Origin of the sequence: Microcoleus sp. S36a_B3 (assembly GCF_036700745.1) — a bacterium.
In the GTDB taxonomy this organism is placed as follows: Bacteria; Cyanobacteriota; Cyanobacteriia; order Cyanobacteriales; family Microcoleaceae; genus Microcoleus.
Genome location: NZ_JAUBPN010000030.1, coordinates 1 through 19,197, shown reverse-complemented (window position 1 = coordinate 19,197; position 19,197 = coordinate 1). Strand labels below are relative to the sequence as shown.

General features: G+C 42.9%; 9 protein-coding genes and 1 pseudogene. 6 read left to right on the top strand and 4 right to left on the bottom strand.

The window, feature by feature from the left end; genetic code table 11:
- Positions 1–270 precede the first annotated feature (270 nt).
- Entirely contained in the window at positions 271–1,284 is a 1,014-nt protein-coding gene (locus QUA01_RS23255) for an adenosine deaminase (RefSeq protein ID WP_333091667.1), read from the bottom strand.
- Between the two features lie 453 nt (positions 1,285–1,737).
- On the opposite strand from QUA01_RS23255, the gene QUA01_RS23250 reads away from it, so the two are divergent.
- On the top strand, positions 1,738–3,078 hold the full coding sequence (locus tag QUA01_RS23250) for an adenylosuccinate synthase (protein WP_333091665.1): 1,341 nt from the start codon (positions 1,738–1,740) through the stop codon (positions 3,076–3,078).
- 502 nt (positions 3,079–3,580) lie between these two features.
- Positions 3,581–4,192 carry a 50S ribosomal protein L25/general stress protein Ctc gene (locus QUA01_RS23245; RefSeq protein ID WP_333091663.1) on the top strand — a complete coding sequence of 204 codons (612 nt, stop codon included), beginning with the start codon at positions 3,581–3,583 and terminating at the stop codon, positions 4,190–4,192.
- Between the two features lie 219 nt (positions 4,193–4,411).
- Here the strand turns inward: QUA01_RS23245 and QUA01_RS23240 are convergent, their stop codons facing one another.
- The gene (locus QUA01_RS23240) at positions 4,412–5,074 is read right to left on the bottom strand and encodes a Uma2 family endonuclease (RefSeq protein WP_333091662.1); all 663 of its coding nucleotides are present in this window, start codon (positions 5,072–5,074) and stop codon (positions 4,412–4,414) included.
- 114 nt (positions 5,075–5,188) lie between these two features.
- Here QUA01_RS23240 and QUA01_RS23235 point away from each other — a divergent pair, with 114 nt between their 5' ends.
- The 4 genes from QUA01_RS23235 to QUA01_RS23220 all read left to right on the top strand — a co-directional run bounded on the left by QUA01_RS23235 (position 5,189) and on the right by QUA01_RS23220 (position 16,991).
- Positions 5,189–5,473, top strand: coding sequence for a hypothetical protein (locus QUA01_RS23235; protein WP_333091660.1), 285 nt, complete (start codon positions 5,189–5,191; stop codon positions 5,471–5,473).
- A gap of 70 nt (positions 5,474–5,543) precedes the next feature.
- Positions 5,544–10,217, top strand: a complete 4,674-nt coding sequence (locus QUA01_RS23230) for a tetratricopeptide repeat protein (protein WP_333091658.1) — start codon at positions 5,544–5,546, stop codon at positions 10,215–10,217.
- 477 nt (positions 10,218–10,694) lie between these two features.
- On the top strand, positions 10,695–14,147 hold the full coding sequence (locus tag QUA01_RS23225) for a tetratricopeptide repeat protein (protein ID WP_333091655.1): 3,453 nt from the start codon (positions 10,695–10,697) through the stop codon (positions 14,145–14,147).
- A gap of 78 nt (positions 14,148–14,225) precedes the next feature.
- Positions 14,226–16,991, top strand: coding sequence for a methyltransferase domain-containing protein (locus tag QUA01_RS23220; RefSeq protein WP_333091654.1), 2,766 nt, complete (start codon positions 14,226–14,228; stop codon positions 16,989–16,991).
- A 127-nt stretch (positions 16,992–17,118) separates the two neighbouring features.
- Here the strand turns inward: QUA01_RS23220 and QUA01_RS23215 are convergent, their stop codons facing one another.
- Together QUA01_RS23215 and QUA01_RS23210 are read right to left on the bottom strand one after the other, a co-directional pair.
- Entirely contained in the window at positions 17,119–18,411 is a 1,293-nt protein-coding gene (locus QUA01_RS23215; protein ID WP_333091652.1) for a glycosyltransferase family 2 protein, read from the bottom strand.
- Positions 18,412–18,585: 174 nt separating this feature from the next.
- A pseudogene (locus tag QUA01_RS23210) lies at positions 18,586–19,197 on the bottom strand (hypothetical protein); the annotation flags it as partial.

The window sequence follows — 19,197 nt, the reverse complement described above, 5'->3', positions numbered from 1 at the left end:
TTTTATCCTTTTATTTTGATACTTTTGTGTCCAAACTATAACTTGTTACCGATTGGCGATCGCCCGACACATATTATAAGTTTACAAATATCTCTTTTAAACGAACCGCGAAGACGCAAAGAGCGCGAAGGAAGAGAAGAAAGAGCTTTTCTTATTTCCAAGCATAGTCTTTTGCTGAAGACATCTACCTATCTCCCTCTTTCTCTTCCTTCATGTCCTACCCTTCGTTTCCTTTGCGCCTTCGCGGTTCGTTAAATTTTACTCCACCGACTAATGTTGCAACAAACCAGTCAGCATTTTTACAGGCCTCTCCCCGTAGGGCCACGCGAAAGCATGGCGAAAAGCAGCATCTTGACAGGCTTGTAACTGCCGAAAATCAATGATATCCCGAGTCAACAAATTCTCATACTCAAAAGGCAGCCGCACGTTGTGCAATCCCGCATTGTCGGTACAAATAGCAATATCGACACCAGCCTCAAAACATCGATCGAACACTACCTTCAATTCCCCCATATCCTCCAATGTCCCCGTTTTGAGATAGGTAGTCGGGCAAACCTCCAAGCATTGACCTCTGCGCGCGACTTCTGGCAGCAGTTCGGGATATTTTAGCGGAATTTGAATCCCGTGGCCGATACGCATCAAATAGGGCAAAAGTTCGGGATAACAGCCAGAGGTGGTTTCGTAGAGATGGCCGGTTGTCTTAATGCCGATCGACCTTGCGTACTGATACAATCCGACAAACTCATCCAGGCGATCGCCAATAGCAGCATCACCGCCCGCAAGATCGATCGCACAAACATATTCTCCCATCTCGGCCGCCAAATCGACGATCGCCCGATTCACCTCATAGGGTAAACGCGAGTGCATACACAAAATTTGGCTAGTCACAATCGGACAATCGCCAATTTGACTGGCCTTACCCACAACCCGTACAATTTCTGCCATCAAATCAATGCGTTTTGACTGATCCAAATGCTCTGGAGTCCGCAAATAAGGCGTATAGCGCAACTCCAAATAAGCCAGATTTTCAAATACGTAAGCGCCGCGCATCAACCGATAGATAAAATAAGGCAAAGTTTCCACAGTTTGCACGCTTTCTACCAGTGTGTGCAGTTCCAAATACTCATCGAGAGTATTGCGCGGACGAGTGTAAAAATCCTCAAACTCCGAATATTGTTGAAATCTCTCAACCATTGCGGCGTTATGGCGATCGAAATACCGCCACAGAATCCGAGGAACCACAGAACCGCCTAAATGTCGGTGCAACTCAGCGTGTAAAGTCATGGGATTTTAGATTTTAGATTTTGGATTTTGGATTGAATAATTGGGGAATAAATTACTCGACAATCAACAAGATTGCATTCATCTGCGTTTATCTCCGTACCCTTCGGGAAGTCGAAGCACATCTGCAGTTTCCCTCTCAATCAAAGATTTATGAATCTTATCTAATTACTTGGATCTTCCCTACAGTTGTATCTATTTAGAAAAGTAATCTCCTCTTAATCTTAATTCCTGCAAGCAGGTAAGCGACTCCACATTTAAGCTGCATATTTGCCAGGGACTATTCCCATTCTCCCCCTCTCCCATTCTCCCCCTCTCCCCCGATCGTGCTGGAAGTGGGTTGAAAGCGCCATAGAGCCTCAACTTTCTCAAGTGTAACAAAAATATATTTGACATCCGCGACACATTCGTACATAATCGGAGTTTGTGTCAACCTGAACTGAACGCGAGAAACCCTTGGCTAACGTAGTTGTGATCGGCGCCCAGTGGGGCGATGAAGGAAAAGGCAAAATTACCGATTTGCTCAGCAAATCCGCAGATATCGTTGTACGGTACCAAGGGGGCGTCAACGCCGGTCACACCGTGGTAGTCAACGGTCAAACTTTCAAGCTGCACTTAATTCCGTCTGGGATTCTCTATCCCGAGACACAGTGTATCATCGGCTGCGGCACGGTAATTGACCCTAAAGTTTTAATTGCAGAGTTAGATCAGCTAGAAAAACTGAATATTTCGACTGCCTCCCTGATGATTTCAGAGACGGCTCACATCACCATGCCCTATCACCGATTAATCGATGTGGCATCGGAACAACAGCGGGGAAATTATAAAATCGGGACGACGGGACGCGGCATCGGCCCTACTTACGCCGACAAGTCGGAACGCACAGGCATTCGGATGCTCGACTTGATGGACTTGGAAGGCTTCCGAGAACAACTGGAATGGACGATTCATCATAAGAATGTCATTCTGGAAAAACTCTACAATTTGCCGCCTCTCAATCCGCAAGATGTTTTTGATGAATATCAAGTTTATGCAGAACGTTTGCGGCCGCACGTAGTAGACAGTTCCCTGAAAATTTATGAGGGACTTCACACGCGCAAAAATATTCTGTTTGAAGGCGCGCAAGGCACTTTATTAGACTTAGACCACGGCACGTATCCTTACGTTACTTCTAGCAATCCCATCGCGGGCGGCGCTTGCGTGGGAACTGGTGTCGGACCCACAGCGATCGATCGCGTCATTGGCGTAGCAAAAGCCTACACAACCCGCGTCGGAGAAGGCCCCTTCCCTACCGAAATGGTCGATGGGATAGGCGCAGTTTTAGGCGAAAGAGGTGCAGAATTCGGCACCACAACCGGCCGGAAACGTCGCTGCGGCTGGTTCGACGCAGTAATCGGCCGCTACGCAGTTCGCATCAACGGCCTTGACTGTCTGGCAATTACCAAACTCGATGTTTTGGATGAATTAGAAGAAATAAAAGTTTGTGTTGCTTACGAAATTAACGGCGAACGCTGTATAGATTTCCCGAAAAGTTCCCGGATATTTGCTCAGTGCAAGCCCATTTACGAAACCCTTCCCGGTTGGAAACAGTCTACGGAAGATTGCCGCAAGTTGGAAGATTTGCCGTCACAAGCATTGGATTATCTCAAGTTTTTGGCGGACTTAATGGAAGTGCCGATCGCAATTGTATCTCTCGGAGCCAGCCGCGACCAAACTATCATTGTCGAAGACCCGATTCATGGGCCCAAGCGCGCTTTGCTGTCTGCTGACGGCCATCCCGCAGCCAAAGCATTTTAGATTGCCGATTTGGGATTTTAGATTGAAGAAGGCCGAGAAGATAGCGGGAGAGGGGAAGAATCGTAGGTGTCAACAGTCTGAGAATTAGCCCGCCGATCCCCCCTAGCCCCCCTTAAGACGGGGGGAACCAGAGTCCTCAAAGTCCCCCTTTTTATGGGGTATTTAGGGGGATCGAGGCTCCGATATAAACTACAGATACAAAGGTTTTTAGGCCATTGTTGACACGCCTTGGGAAGAATGCCCAATGACCAATAACAACTGTCAACTGACCAATAATATCAATTCCGGTTGTATCGGAATGATTTAACCGCAGAGAACGCAGAGGACGCGGAGGGAGAGAAGAGAGAGATGAATGATTCCGATGCTGACGGAACTGATATAACAACTGTCAACGGTCAACGGTCAACGGTCAACTGTCAAATCTTCAGCGACTTTAATTAAGTTCGATCGCGCTTTGCACAAATTTGATAAAATGTAAAAACAATCAACAGAAAGTAATAAAATGGAACTCGCAGTAGAATGTCAAAAGCGGGCAGAAGGCAGCAAGCCTAACGCCCTTCGCCGCTCAGGATTGATTCCCGCCGTCCTCTACGGCCACAAAGGCTCTGAATCCATAGCCCTTACCGTCAAAGCCAAAACAGTTGAAAGCCTGCTCAAAAAGCACGTAGTCAACAACGCCCTAATTGACCTCAGTATTCCCGACCTCTCTTGGAGCGGAAAAACCTTGCTCCGAGAAGTTCAAGTTCATCCTTGGAAGGGCTATCCTTACCACCTGAGCTTTTTCTCCGTCGCGAGTCAAGACAGCCTGGAAGTTGAAGTGTCGCTGAGTTTTGTCGGCGAATCTGTCGGTGTCAAGTTAGAAGGCGGCATCTTGGATACCGTGCTGACCCAACTAGCAGTTAAGTGCAAACCTGACAGCATTCCTGAATCAATAGAAGTAGATATTTCTAATTTAAAAGTAGGGGATGCGCTGCACATTGAGGAATTAGTTTTGCCTGCGGGAGTGGTAGCTCTCGGCGAACCAACTCAGGTGGTTGTTAGCGTGCTGGGAATTCAAGCAGGTTCTGAAGCCGAAGACGTAGAAGAAGAAGCAGCAGCCGCGGCAGGAGCTTGATTAGTAATTACTAATAGTTGTTAACTAATTGTTGACAAAAAGGCGATCGCACGACTTGGGAAAATGGCGATCGTTTTTTGCTAAAAAGACTCTTCTCCTTTGGGTGCGATCGCACGGCTAATGTCAAATGATTGTTGATAATTGGTATTATATTGTGTCCGGTCAATTGACAGCAATGTTTTTATTACGATCGCCTACCGGACACGATATTACTGCGAATTATGCCGATCGCACTTTCTCTACTGGGCATTGAATCTGCCCTCGCACCCATTGACGAAAATCAATCTCTGCGGCAACTTCATCAATGAAAGCCACTTCTAGAAATTGGTATAAATCCGTTTTTTCAATGATGCCAAAAGTCGGAGATCGATCGCACTCGACATAGGCTCCATCAACTAATTGCAGAATCCGCCATACCCGCCCGTTAAACCGCCAAAACTCAGGCACTCCCATACTTGCATAGAGTGTATTTTTATTGATATCGGTATTAGTAATATCCACTTCCACGACTAAATCGGGCGCTGGATCGACATTTAAATTAACCGGGCGATCGGCAACTAAGGCATAATTCTGGATGTAATACCCATTGTCTGGCTCGGCGCTCTTGAGTAGGTCTTCGCGATCGAGTGTAGTCGATCCCATCGTCTTAATTTTCATCCCCATTTCAACCACAAGGATTCTGATAAAGAGTTCTATCAAGCGAGCAGATCGTTCGTGTCCTTCGAGGGACTTGGTAATTTCTAAAACTCCATTATCGTAGGTAAAGCGGGCGCGAGTGCGTTCTCCTAACAAGCTTTGAATTTGCTTGAAGGCGCGCCAATCGAGATCGCGAAATATCAGGCGCTTTTCACCGACAAGTTGAGGTGGTGGCTCTAATAACATCAAAATCACCGCGACATCATATAAATGATTCTACTCGTTACCAGGCAGAGCCTGGTAACGCAGATCGGGAGGCTCTGCCTCGATTTTCGCAGGCGAGGCAGAGCCTCGCTTACATTGATTCCCAGGCCAAGAGCCTGGGAACCAGTTATTGAAACTGCTGAACGGATTGCTATATCAACCCGCCCCCACTCGACCAAAATACAAGGAGGAGGTTCGCCAAGAGCCAGCCAAAACTCCAGAGCCAGTAAACCAGCCGCAGCCCGCACCGAGGAGTTCGATCGACCTGACTGTATCATCTTACTGCTGCGATCGCCCTCTTTACCTTTCTTGAAAAACACCCTAGAGACCGGCCCGATCTATAAAATTTTTAAATTTGGGGAACAAGAGAGCGATCGTTGATGTCAAACCGCTGTAGACTTATTAAGTGTTTTGAATATATACATAAATTGCTATATCTGGAGCCGCCCCTATGCCATCAACAGTAAATACAGAATCAACAGCGGTTCAATTTAACCAACAGGGAGAAATATATTTATCCCAAGGAAAATTAGAAGAAGCGATCGCCTCCTGCGAGCAAGCTTTGAAAATGCACCCCAATTTTGCACCGGCTTACAAGACTTTGGGTAAGGCGCTGCAAGCTCAAGGCAGGATGGAAGAGGCGCGGCACTGGTACGCTAAAGCTGTGGAAATAGAACCGAATTTTGCGGAAGTATACGCGAATTTGGGCAGCCTTTGCGCGCAGCAGGAAAAATGGCAGGAGGCGATCGGATTTTATCAAAAGGCGATCGCCCTGAAACCCAATTTCGCCGGAGTATATCGCAATTTAGCAAAAGTATTCGGACAAATTGGCAAAGGGGCAGAATCTCAGGAATGCTGGTACCGCGCATTTTCTTTGGAACCGCAAACAGCCAAGCCCTCGGAACATTTGAGTATGGGCGATGCTTTTTTCCTACAGGAAAGGTTGCCCGAAGCTATTTCTTGTTACGATCGCGCTATAAAATTAAATCCTAATCTGGCGCAAGCCTACCAAAATATCGGCGAAGCCCTCAAAAAACAAGGCAAGTTAGAAGAAGCGACAGTATATTATCGCAAAGCTATTGAACTGAACGCAGCTAATGCTAGAAACGGCAGCGATGGAGAGCAAACTTTGGCTGGTGCAACCGCGACAAATGGTGCTGCTAAGCCGCCACAAGTTCAACAACAAATACCGCAACAGGTTCAACAACAACAAGTTAAACAACAAATACCTGAGCAAATATTGCGGAAAATACCGCAAGAAATACTGAAACAAATACCGCAACAACTTCAACAACAGCTTGGGCATCAACAAGTTCAGCAACCTGTTAATGCTGGAATTACTACAGAAGATCCAGAAGCATACAAAATACTCGCAGAAGGTTATTTTGCTCAGGGTAAATGGGAACAGGCAATTTCGGCTTGCAAGAAAGCTCTACAAATTAAGCCGGAAGCGCCGCTTTACAAAATGCTCGGCAACGCCCTGCAAGCGGTTGGAAAAATTGATGAAGCTAAAAGTTGCTATGTCAAAGCAATAGAAATTAATCCGAATTTTGCTGAAGCTTATGCTAATTACGGCAGCATTTGCGCGCAGCAGGAACAGTGGCAGCAAGCGGTTTCTGCTTACGAAAAGGCGATCGCCCTGAAACCCGATTTTGCAGGTGCTTTCCGCAATTTTGCGAAACTTTTAACTCAATTAGGGAAGTCTGAGGCGGCTGCTGAGGCTTTGTACCGGGCCTATGCGATCGACCCGAAATCCGCCACCGCCGAGGAACACGAGAATTTAGCTAAAACTTTGATCGAGCAAGGTAAGGTAGAGCAAGGTATTGACTGTTACCGGCGCGCGGTTGAGTTTAACCCAGATGCTGGGGCGGCTTATCACGAATTGGGGGAAATTCTCAAGGGTCAAGAACAGTGGGAAGCGGCGGTTGATGCTTACAGCAATGCTATTAGAAATAATCCCGGACTTTCTTGGTCGCACAACAATTTAGCTGAGTCGCTGGTGAAGTTGGAACGGTGGGAGGAAGCTGTAAATGCTTACCGGATGGCGATCGAATTAAATCCCGATTTTAGCTGGTCTCACAACAATTTAGCTGATGTTTTGCTGAAGTTGGAACGGTGGGATGAGGCGGTAGAAGCTTACCGGAAAGCAACTGAGTTAAATCCCGATTTTAGTTGGTCGCACAATTATTTGGCTGACGCGCTGGTGAAGGGGGAACGCTGGGATGAGGCGATTTCGGCTTACCAAAGGTCGATCGAACTGAATCCCGACCATTTTTGGGCGCACAACAATCTAGCAGAAACGCTGGTGAATTTGGAACGCTGGGATGAGGCGGTTGTTGCGTACCGGCGGGCTAACGAAATCGACCCGAATTTTTTCTGGTCGCAGAGCAAGTTGGGCGACGCGCTGCTAGAAATGGAAAGGTGGGAGGAGGCGATCGCAGTTTACCGTCGCGCGGCGGAGTTGAATCCTGATTTTGCGTGGACTTATTACAACATGGGGACGGCTCTGGAGAAGCTGGAACGGTGGGATGAGTCGATCGCTTCTTACCGCCGTGCTGTGGAAATTCAGCCGGATTTGCCGTGGATTTCGCAAAAGCTGGCTGATGCTTTGAGGATGCGATCGCAGTGGGATTTGCAGCAGTCAATGGGTTTGTACCGAAAGGCGATTCTGGAGAATCCCGAGGATGTGCAGTTGTATCACAAGGCTTTGGAGATTGCGCCGAATGATGCTGACCTTTATGTTGAGTTGGCGAATGCTTTGGTGCGGCAGAGTTGGCCGGATGGGGCGATCGTCTTTTATCAGATGGCGTTGCAGATTCGGCCTGATGACAAGGCTATTTCTGGGCTGTTGGAAGATGTGTTAAAAAAAAAGGGGGTAAGTAGGGCGGTAGAAAAAAGTGCTGCTAGCCGACAATCTGGAAGCGCGATCGAAGACACCCCTGGGGTAGCTGCAGAGTACCACGAATTAGGCGAGTCTCTGCAACAAGAAGGTAAATTTGCCGAGGCTGTGGGTGCTTACCGCAAAGCAATTGCCATTAATCCCAATTACTTTGGCACTCACCACAATTTAGGCGATGTCCTGAAATGGATGGGTAAAATTGATGAGTCTATTAAAAGCTATCAGAAAGCCGCACAAGTAAATCCAAATTTTGTTTGGTCCCACCACAACTTAGCGGATGTATTTCAAGAAGAAGGTCGGCTTGATGAAGCTGTTGCTGCTTATCGGAAAGCGATCGAGGTGGCTCCTGACTTTGGCTGGTCTTACCACAATTTAGCAAAAACTTTAGCTAAACAAGACAAGCTTTCGGAAGCTCTGGAAGCTTATCAGACGGCGAGCAAACTCGATCCGAAACTTTTTGGTTTGGATTATCAAAACTTGCGAGATTCGCTATTCCTCGGTCAAGACCCAGCTTACACGAAGTGGCGCGCGAAGAACAGCCCCAGAGAAGCTGATTTGCGAAAAATGGCGGAAATATTAGAAATCTTTAACTACAAGCCGCTGATTAGCATTGTCATGCCTGCTTACAATACGCCAGAAAATTATTTGCAGGAGGCAATAGAATCAGTTATCCATCAGATATATCCTTATTGGGAATTGTGCATTGCGGATGATGCATCAACCGCGCCTCATGTCAAGCAAATTTTGCAAGAATATGCAGCCAAAGATAGCCGGATCAAAGTAGCTTACAGAACCAAAAACGGTCACATTTCTCACTGTTCTAATTCTGCTTTGGAGTTGGCGACGGGTGAATTTGTATCTTTATTAGACCACGACGATACGCTGACACCAGAGGCTTTGTATGAAGTGGTGCTGCTGCTGAACCGCCACCCGGAAGCGGACATGATTTATTCAGATGAAGATAAGATTTATCAGGATCAGGAACTGATAAATCCTTTCTTCAAGCCAGAATGGAGTCCGGATTCATTTTTATCTCGGATGTACACTTGCCATTTGGGAACTTACAGGCGATCGCTAATTAATGAAATCGGCGGTTTTAGAGCGGGTTTTGAGGGCGCTCAAGATTACGATCTGGTTCTGAGGTTTACGGAAAAAACTGACAAAATATTTCACCTCCCTAAAATTCTTTACCACTGGAGAATGCACGCGGGTTCGGCTGCTGGCGGTGTAGATGCTAAACCCTATGCCTATGATGCAGGCCAAAAAGCGTTGCAAGAGGCGATCGAACGCCGGGGCGAACCGGGAAGGATTGAAGGGGTTCCCTACTTTTTGGGACACTTTATTGCCCGTTACAAGATTGCGGATTACAAGCGGGTAAGCATCATTATTCCGACGCGGGATTTGGGCGATGTTTTGGACAATTGCTTGGAGTCTATCTTTACTAAGAGTGTCTATCCCAACTACGAAGTTATCGTCATCGATAACGGCAGTCAAGAGCAACACACGGCGGAAATTCTGGCTAAATGGACGGCTGAGGAATCAGCAAGGTTTAAAAGTTACCGGCTGGATATTCCTTTCAATTTCTCGAAGATTAACAACTACGCTGCTAGCAAAGCGGAGGGAGATTACTTGCTGTTTTTGAATAACGATACAGAGGTAATTACTCCCGATTGGATTGACGCAATGGTTGAGCAAACTCAGAGAAGCTCGATCGGGGCTGTGGGCAATTTGTTGATATATTCAGATAACAAAATCCAGCACGCAGGAGTGGTGATGGGACTCGGCGGCGGAGTTGCCGGTCACAGTTATTACCATATGCCGCGATCGATTCCTGGCTATTTCGGGAATGTGGTAGGCATGAATAATGTTTCAGCGGTAACTGCTGCGTGTTTAATGTGTCGTCGCGAAGTATTTGAAAGTGTTGGGGGATTTGACGAAGAACTAACAGTGGCGTACAATGATGTGGATTTGTGTTTGAAAATGCTAGAGAAAGGGTATCGCAATATTTACCTGCCTCATGTAGTTCTCTATCACCACGAATCTAAAAGCCGGGGTTACGAAGACTCGCCTGAAAAGAAAGTGCGGCTGAGGAAGGAATCGAAGTTGATGGAAAGTCGCTGGCAAAAATATATTGATAATGACCCTTACTACAGCCCTCATTTAACTAGGGCTTGTCAAGACAGCGGTATCAGGTTGGAGGACGAGAATTGGCTGCCGAGTCATTAGGAATATCTCTAAGATTTTAGGGTGTAAACTTAAGCCTCAAGCCCTCTGTCTCTCTGGTTTGTATCGAAGTCTAGATCCCCCTAAATCCCCCTTAAGAAGGGGGACTTTGAAGGCTCTTTCCCCTTGTAGCGGTGCCCCGTGCCCGCCCTGGACTAGGGGAAATCGAGAGGATTGTGACTCTGACTCAAGAAGGGGGAATTTCAACACTCTTGTCCCCCCCTTTGCTAAGGGGGGCTAGGGAGGCTCGAGGGGACTAGGACGTTTTTTCAAACTTTGAAGAAACCCGGAGATCCCCCTAAATCCCCCTTAAGAAGAGGGAATTTGAGTATTCTTGTCCCCCCCTTATTAAGGGGGGCTAGGGGGGATCGAGAGAATTGTGACTCACACAGAAGACTGATACAAGATACCGATCGACCCGATCGACCAAGCTAAAAAAAATAAACTCTACGGTACAAAATTATGAATAACTCGTTACAAGTGAATGAAGAAACTGCTTCTAATTATTTTCACAAAGGCAACCTCCTGAAACAGTCTGATAAATTACAAGAAGCCGCCGCCGCCTACCAGCGCTGTACTGAACTCAACCCGGATTTTTCCTGGTATCACCACAATTTGGGTGAAGTTTTGGCGAAATTGGGGCAGCGGGATGGGGCGGAGAAAAGTTACCGCAGGGCCTGCGAACTTAACCCGAATTCGGCTTGGTCTTGGCATAATTTAGGGGAGGTTTTGCAACCGCAAGGCAATCTCGATGAGGCCGTGGCAGCGTACCGCAAAGCTGTGGATCTCTATCCAGATTTTTATGAGTTTTATAATAGTTTGGGTCAGGCTTTGTGCTTGCAAGGTCAACTGGATGAATCTGTAAGTTGTTTACGAAGAGCGATCGAGCTTGACTCGGAATCGGCTTGGCCTTACCAAAATTTGTGGGAGGCTTTGGCAAGATTGGGACGGGTTGATGAAGGGATGGATTGCTTGCGAAGGGCGATCGATCTAAATCCGGGTGATGGGGAATTGTACCTGAAGTTGGCAGAGGCTTTGCAAGGTAAGAATGAGTTGGCAGAAGCCGTGAATTATTACCGAAAGGCGCTTCAGTTAAAACCGGATTTCCACTGGCTGTACTATAAATTGGGCACGGCTTTGTCGGCTCAGGGCCAATGGGAGGAGGCGATCGCATCTTACTCGAAAGCGGCTGAGTTGGAACCGGGTTCGGCGATCGTCCACCATTATTTGGGGCATACTTTGTCGATCGTGCAGCGGTGGGATGAGGCGATCGCCTCTTATCGGAAAGCGCTAGATATCGTACCGAATGCCGCAGTGATTTACCAGCATTTGGGGGATGCTTTGGCGAAACTGCAAAAGTGGGAGCAAGCAGCCGGGGCTTATCGCAAGTCGGTTGAGTTCGAGCCAAATTCCTTGGAGGCTCAGGATCATTTGGGGTTTGCTCTCTATCAGTTGGGGCGGTACGATGAGGCGATTTTTGCCTATCGCAGAGCGCTGGAAATTGCTCCTAATTCGGATGTGGTGAACTGTCATTTAGGAGATGCTATGGCAGCACTTCAAAGATGGGATGAAGCAATAGTTAATTACTTATGTGCTATTGACATTAAACCAAATCTTAGTGAATTTCATCACAAATTAGGAGACGTATTTCGGCAACGAGGTACTAATTCTGATTTAGGCAAAGCTTATCAATGCTATTGTAAAACTATTGAGCTGAACTCTGGTGATATACAAGTATATCACAAACTGTTGTCACTCAAGCCCAATGAACCAGAATTGTACTTGCAATTAGGCAAGGCTTTAAAGCAAATAAATAAAAATGACGAAGCCATCATGTTTTTTCAAATTGTTCTCCAGATGAAACCTGAATCTGTAGAAGCATCTAAATGTTTACAAGACATTTTAGATGAAAGAAAAACTATTTATAAAGATAACACTATAGAGATTGTCCCCATAAATCAAGCTAAAGTAGCTAAAATAATAGTATTGCCGTATAGTCATAATCCGGTAGTTTCAGTCATTATCCCTGTCTTTAATAAAATAGAGTATACCCTCAAATGTTTGCGTTCTTTACAAGGTAATATTTCTGTTGATACAGAGGTAGAGATTATTGTGATTAATGATGCTTCACAAGATCAAACACAATTTTTATTAGAGAATGTCAGAGGATTAAGACTGATAAACAATACGAAAAATCTTGGTTTCATTAAATCTTGTAATAAGGCAGCTGATTACTCTCATGGTAAGTATCTATGTTTTTTAAATAACGATACAGAAGTGCGTCAAGGCTGGCTAGAAAGCCTGCTAAAAATAATGCTTTTAGATGAAGATGTAGGAGCAGTAGGCTCGAAATTAATTTATCCTAATGGGGTATTACAAGAAGCTGGGGGCGTTATATGGAGTAATGCTTCAGGATGGAATTATGGAAGAATGGATAATCCCGATGCTCCTCAGTATAACTATGTAAGATCGGTAGATTATTGTTCGGGAGCCAGCTTATTAGTAAGAAAACAAGTATTTGAAGATTTAGATGGTTTTGAGAAAAATTTTGCCCCCGCTTACTACGAAGATACAGATTTATGCTTTGCTATTCGTAATAAGTTAGGTTTAAAGGTGGTTTATCAGCCGAGTTCAGAAGTGATTCACTATGAAGGTATTACATCAGGCACTTCTACAACCACTGGCACTAAAAGCTATCAAGAGATAAATGCTATAAAATTCAAAAATAAATGGCAGCATACTCTTGAAAATCACTTATCTTCTGGTCATGCGGATAATCCTCTCCAAGCTCCGAGGAGACTATGTGGAGAAAAAGTAATTTTGATCGTTGACGATTCTTTACCGTGTTACGATCAAGATTCAGGAGGGAATAGGCTTTATCAGCTTATTAAGATATTCAAAAACTACCTTAATTATCATGTCATATTTGCTCCTGATAGGGCTCTTAAAGAAGAGCCATATACTTCTGAGTTGCAAGAGATGGGAATAGAAGTTTTATATAGCTGTGAAAATTATGCTCATTCTATAGAAGAGCAAATAAAAGAGAGATTGCCATTGGTGAATTTTGCTTGGATTTGTCGTCCAGGACTTAATCAAAAGTATGCAAGCATGATCCGAAATTATAACGCGAATATCAAAATCATATATGACACTGTAGACTTACATTATGTCAGGCTCAAAAGATTATGGGAATTGTTACCTATTTCTCAAGAAAAAGATGAACAAGCAAGAGAGTGGCAAGGTACACAAGAACTGGAATTAAGTATAGCCCGTTTTGTAGACTTGACTGTTACTGTGACAGAAGTAGAAAAAACTATCTTATTGGATCAATCAATCAGTAAGGTAGCTGTCATACCCAATATTCATCAACCAAATGAAGTAGTAGGGAAAAATTTTCAAGAACGTCAAGATATCTTGTTTATAGGTGGCTATAAGCATTTACCAAACATTGATGCTGTAGAATGGCTCTGTCAATCGATTATGCCAAAAGTATGGGTACATCTACCAAACGTAAAAGTTGTGTTACTGGGTAGTCATCCACCATTAGCAGTCCAACAGCTAGCTATTGACAATATTGACAAAGTAATCGTTACAGGTTATGTTAAAGATGTTAGCTCTTTCTTTTTGAGTCATAAAGTCTTTGTGGCTCCACTTAGGTATGGTGCAGGTATGAAAGGAAAAATTGGGCAAAGCCTCGAATATGGATTGCCGATAGTTTCTACTACAGTTGGTGCTGAAGGAATGGGCTTAATACATAGTAAAAGCGTATTAATAGCTGATACCGCTGATGGTTTTGCTGAACAAATTGTTCAGCTTTATACAAGTGAGAGGTTGTGGAATAAATTGGCTAGTAATTCTAAACAAGCTCTTACTCCTTACTCTCCTGAGTATGTGCAAGTCCAGTTGGCTCAAGTCATGGAACAATTAAGCTAAGTTTAAGTTAACTTGATACCTGTAAATTCCGAATCTAGATTAGTTTTGCATCCAATAATATTTCAAAAAAGGGGAAGTATGCAAGAAGAACAACAAATTAGAGAATATAGAAAGCAACTAGAAATTGAAAAAGAAACTTTTTCAAAACAATTAAACAAGTTGCATCAGCTACCACCATGCTACTCATATATAGCTACTAAATACCTCAGCAAAGTTATAAAAGAGATTACTGGATTTTCTGACTTCAGAGATTTTTTTGTTTCAGAAATCAAGAGCTTTTCAAACTCAAAGCAAGGTCAGATTAAAATTGCCAGCATAGGTTCTGGGGATAGCAGCGAAGAACTAGAGTTATGTAAGCGAATAAACTTAGGTAACAAAGTTGTCTTCGATTGTTATGAAATGAACGAATTTATGATTGCTGAAGCTAGAAAAAAAGCTGATGCAATGGGCATAGAAATGAATTTTTTTGAACAAGATTTTAATCAAATTAGTTTTTCTCATCAATATGATGGCTTTTTTGCGAGCCACTCACTTCATCACGTCACCAATTTAGAAGGACTGTTCACAGCCATCCACAATAGTGGAAAGCCAGGGTACTTTTTTTTGATTAATGATATGATTGGTCGCAATGGTCATATGTCATGGCCTAGATCTCAAGCTTTCTTGGAATCTTTATGGTCTACTTTACCGGAGAGACTTAAATGGAATGCTTTATTTGAAAGGTTTGAACTAGAACTTCCTAATTATGATTGGAGTGCAAATGGGACAACTTTTGAAGGCATTCGCGCTCAAGATATTTTACCCCTACTCTCTGAACACTTTAAGTTTGAGTATTTTGTTCCCTTTTATTCTTTGATTGGTAGAATAATAGATAGATTCTTTGGTTATAATTACAATGTCGATGCTAATGACCCTAACAACGATTTAGCTATGCTAGATCATTTATGGTATATGGATGAGCTTTTTCTATCTCATAAATATTTACCACCCACACAAATGTTTTGCAAAGTTGTAGACCCTCGCTTAGATGAAGTCATATTAAAATCAAGAATTTACAAATCTGTAGAAGAAGCCTGTTATCAACATTATCTTGATGTTCCTGTTGACAAGGATAATAAAAAAATACCTCTTACTATAAGCCCTTCCAGTCAAGGTTTTGCTAATCCAGAAATATTAAGACTAATAGATGAACTAATGCCCCCACAACAGCTTAGGGATCATGTGGGAAGTGGTGATTTCAAAGCAATTGGAAATGCTATTTTGGGACACTTGATCAACCTTGGAGAATTGATGCCGAATGGTCGAGTTCTTGATGTAGGATGTGGATGCGGTCGAGTAGCTTTACCACTGATACAGTATTTAGGGATTGAAGGTAGTTATGAAGGATTTGATATTCATGCACCCTCTATTACTTGGTGTCAAGAAAATATCAGTCACCTATACCCTAATTTTCAGTTCCAAGTATCTGATATTTACAGCAACAGATATAATCCAGAAGGAACAATACAAGCATCAGATTATAAATTCCCTTACCCGGATGAATATTTCGATGTAGTATTTCTAACTTCTATCTTCACTCATCTGCTACCTAATGATTTAGAACATTATTTGTCAGAAATTGCAAGAGTGCTAAAAACAGGAGGGAGATGCCTAATCACTGTATTTTTATTAAACGAAGAATCACTCAACCTTATGACGACGCCCTCAAATAATTTGGTTGAAGCAGGTTATCAATTGACGTTTAAATACCATTATGGATACTACGCTGTTAATGATCCTAATATTCCTGAAGGCGCTGTTGCTTATGATGAGAATTTCATCCAGAATCTTTATAAAAAATTCAGACTAAGCATTGTACAACCTATTCATTATGGAAGCTGGTGTGGCCGGCAACTAGCCTCTACTGGTCAAGATTTGATTGTAGCTGTCAAAGCAGAGCGTAACATTAATTTTCCAAGTGAGTCTATTCCATTAAGATTAATTCAAGAAGACTTGTCTGCTGATGTTGCTATTCTCGATCAGCCAAAAGCCTTCACAGATGGTCATTTTTACTCTCCTATTGCCAATATTAGGGATCTTCAAAAAAACGAAGCTAAGATATGGCCTAATTCATTTGATGTGCTGGGGATTGATTTTAATGATGCTAGCCATCGTAATTTACTCTTCTATGTATTTCCAAAATACATAGAAGAGTACGACTATCCTTTAGAAGCGTCTAATGAAATAACATATTACATAAACAATGGGCAATTTGGCTGGTGTGATTCCAGAATTCTGTTTTGTATGCTTCGACATCTACAACCAAAACGGATGATTGAAATAGGTTCAGGCTATACTTCATTATTAACTGCCGATGTCAATCGCCGCTTCTTGAAGGAAGAATTAGAATTCACCTGCATAGAGCCTTATCCAAGGGATTTTTTATTAAAAGGTGTTTCTGGTATTAACTATTTGATTGCGCAAAAGGTAGAAGATTTACCTCTGTCTACTTTTTCCAATTTACAAAGAGGAGATATCTTATTTATTGACTCTTCTCATGTTTCTAAAACAGGTAGCGATGTAAATTATCTTTTCTTTGAAGTTATTCCGAGATTATCAGAGGGAGTATTAATCCATATCCATGACATTTTTTTACCTGCCGAATATCCGAGAGAATGGATTATTAATGAAGGTCGTAGCTGGAATGAACAATACCTTGTACGAGCCTTACTGATGTACACCCACGGTTTTGAAGTTCTTTTTGGCAGTGCCTATGCCTTCTATAAACATCCTGAATTGCTCAAGAAAGTTTTACAGAATCATCTACAATTAGGTGGTAGCCTATGGTTGCGAAAAAAAGTGTAAACCCCAAAAAGTACATTTGTTGTACAACAATCTTAAACGCCACGTTCCGCCCCAAGTTAGAGAGAGAGATTTGAGATTGTCTTTCATGTATTGCTTTTCAGGGATCTTCCAGTGAGAGAACTTTAGATTAATGGCTAGTTGCAGAACTCAAGTGTATATTCTCACCCGTGCTAATTAGATATGAAATTACTTGTTTCCATTCGTTAGAGTTACTGAGAGCATAAGTATCAAATCTCAAGCCTTTTTCTTCCGAGAATGTGGTAAAAGTTTCTAACCAGTTTAAGAGAGTTTCCGTTAGCGAGAAAGGCGTATAGCTCAAGGATTTCTGTAAGTATTTAGCCATCCTACTTAAGTCACCATTTTGATAGGAGTACCAAGCGTCACAGACTAGGAAACCGTACTGTATATTATTCTGTAAATCCCTTTTTCTGGATATTAATTGCTGAACTCTCAATGGTCCAAAGTGTTCCTGAGAATGATTCAACTGAGACTCAGCTTGATCGAGCTGCTGCTGAAGCTGCTCATTTTCTATTGGCATCTGCTGAATTATCGCAAATAATTGCTCTAGTTCAGCTTTCATTAAGTTACGCACTTCCTTGGCAAACTGTTGTTGAATCTGTTGATTGGCTATAAAATATGACGGGCTATATAGCATCTTTGCTCTTAAGATATGATTATCTAGTGCATTTATCAAACCTAGATTAGTGTAAGATGCCTGCTTAGGATGAATGCGAAATTTGACTAGAAATTGGTCTACAAAACCAATTTTATACTTGCACATAATTCTAAACCACATATCCATATCTAATGTCTGATATAGATCCGAGTCAAATAGCCCTACTTTATCAAAAACTTGCTTTCTAAGCAGTACATTACTGGGTTCTCCAATTTTATTCAAAGGATGTTTAAAAAAAATAGAATGAGCTAGAAGTTCATAGCCTACATTAACTGACCTCAGTTCAGACCAGGCTTTATGTACATCTTTAGCATATCGATACACATCCATACAACCTGGATTCTGCTCAGCCTCTTTTGTCAGGATTAGTTCACGAGGACAAAAAACCAAGCCAATTTCTTCATCCTCTTCAGCCAAGCTAACCATCTCTGCTATACATTCTGGTTCTAATAAATCATCTTGAAATAAAAATTTTATATACTTACCTTGAGATTGAGCGATACAGAAATTCCAATTTCGAGCTATTCCATAACGTTCGTGCTGAAACAGCAAGAAGTTATTATTTGAAAATCTTTTCTGTAAAGAACTAACTATTTGAACTGTATTGTCAGTAGAATCATCATCTGAAAGAATCACTTCTATATAAGGGTATGTTTGAGCCAATACACTTTCTAAGGCTTCCGTAATAAATTCTTCACCATTGTAGGTGGGAATGCAGATCGAAACAAGTGGGATTTGATTCATATTTTTTTTGCAGACTAGTAAGATGAGTTTTACGATTATATAGCGATGGACAGGCAAATTGTGACAACGATCAAATTACAGAATACGCTACTGTATTTAAACTGCACTGTTTATGGTCTATATCCCATGCTGTAAGGGATTCATGCAAGAAATTAATTTTAAATAACTAACAGCTTATTGCCTTGGCTTCACCGAAATGATTTGTTTGAGCAACTGTTGCCATGCTTCTGATTTAACCAGAGATTCAGTATCAAACTGAATGCCTTTTTTCCAAGCATACTCAGAAAAACTATCTAACCAGTTCAAGATTGTTTCTGTACGTGAGGTAGGTGAACATTTTAAAGATTTATGCAAAAAATATTGCATTTTGGCCATATTGGCTTTTTGATAAGCACACCAGGCGTCCCCTACTAAAAGTTTGTATTCCATTTGACTTTCTGAGCCTGAATTGCTAACTATTATAACTTGCTGAAATTGCAATCGCTCTAATTCATTGCTAGTGTGCTGTAATTGAGATAGGGTATCCTCCAGTTTCTCCTGAATTTGATTTAACTGAACCTGAGATTGCTCAAAGAATAACTCGGTCTGGTGCAGTTGAGACTGGGACTGTTCCAATTCCGCTTGCGTCTGGTGCAGTTGAGACTGGGACTGTTCCAATTCCGCTTGCGTCTGGTGCAGTTGAGACTGGGACTGCTCCAATTCCGCTTGCGTCTGGTGCAGTTGAGACTGGGACTGCTCCAATTCCGCTTGCGTCTGGTGCAGTTGAGACTGGGACTGCTTCAATTC

Bases quoted from the DNA above. Each gene is read 5' to 3' on its own strand.
- QUA01_RS23255 (WP_333091667.1), bottom strand. From the start codon at position 1,284: ATGACTTTACACGCTGAGTTGCACCGACATTTAGGCGGTTCTGTGGTT.
- QUA01_RS23245 (WP_333091663.1), top strand. From the start codon at position 3,581: ATGGAACTCGCAGTAGAATGTCAAAAGCGGGCAGAAGGCAGCAAGCCT.
- QUA01_RS23240 (WP_333091662.1), bottom strand. From the start codon at position 5,074: ATGTTATTAGAGCCACCACCTCAACTTGTCGGTGAAAAGCGCCTGATA.
- QUA01_RS23230 (WP_333091658.1), top strand. From the start codon at position 5,544: ATGCCATCAACAGTAAATACAGAATCAACAGCGGTTCAATTTAACCAA.
- QUA01_RS23220 (WP_333091654.1), top strand. From the start codon at position 14,226: ATGCAAGAAGAACAACAAATTAGAGAATATAGAAAGCAACTAGAAATT.
- QUA01_RS23215 (WP_333091652.1), bottom strand. From the start codon at position 18,411: ATGAATCAAATCCCACTTGTTTCGATCTGCATTCCCACCTACAATGGT.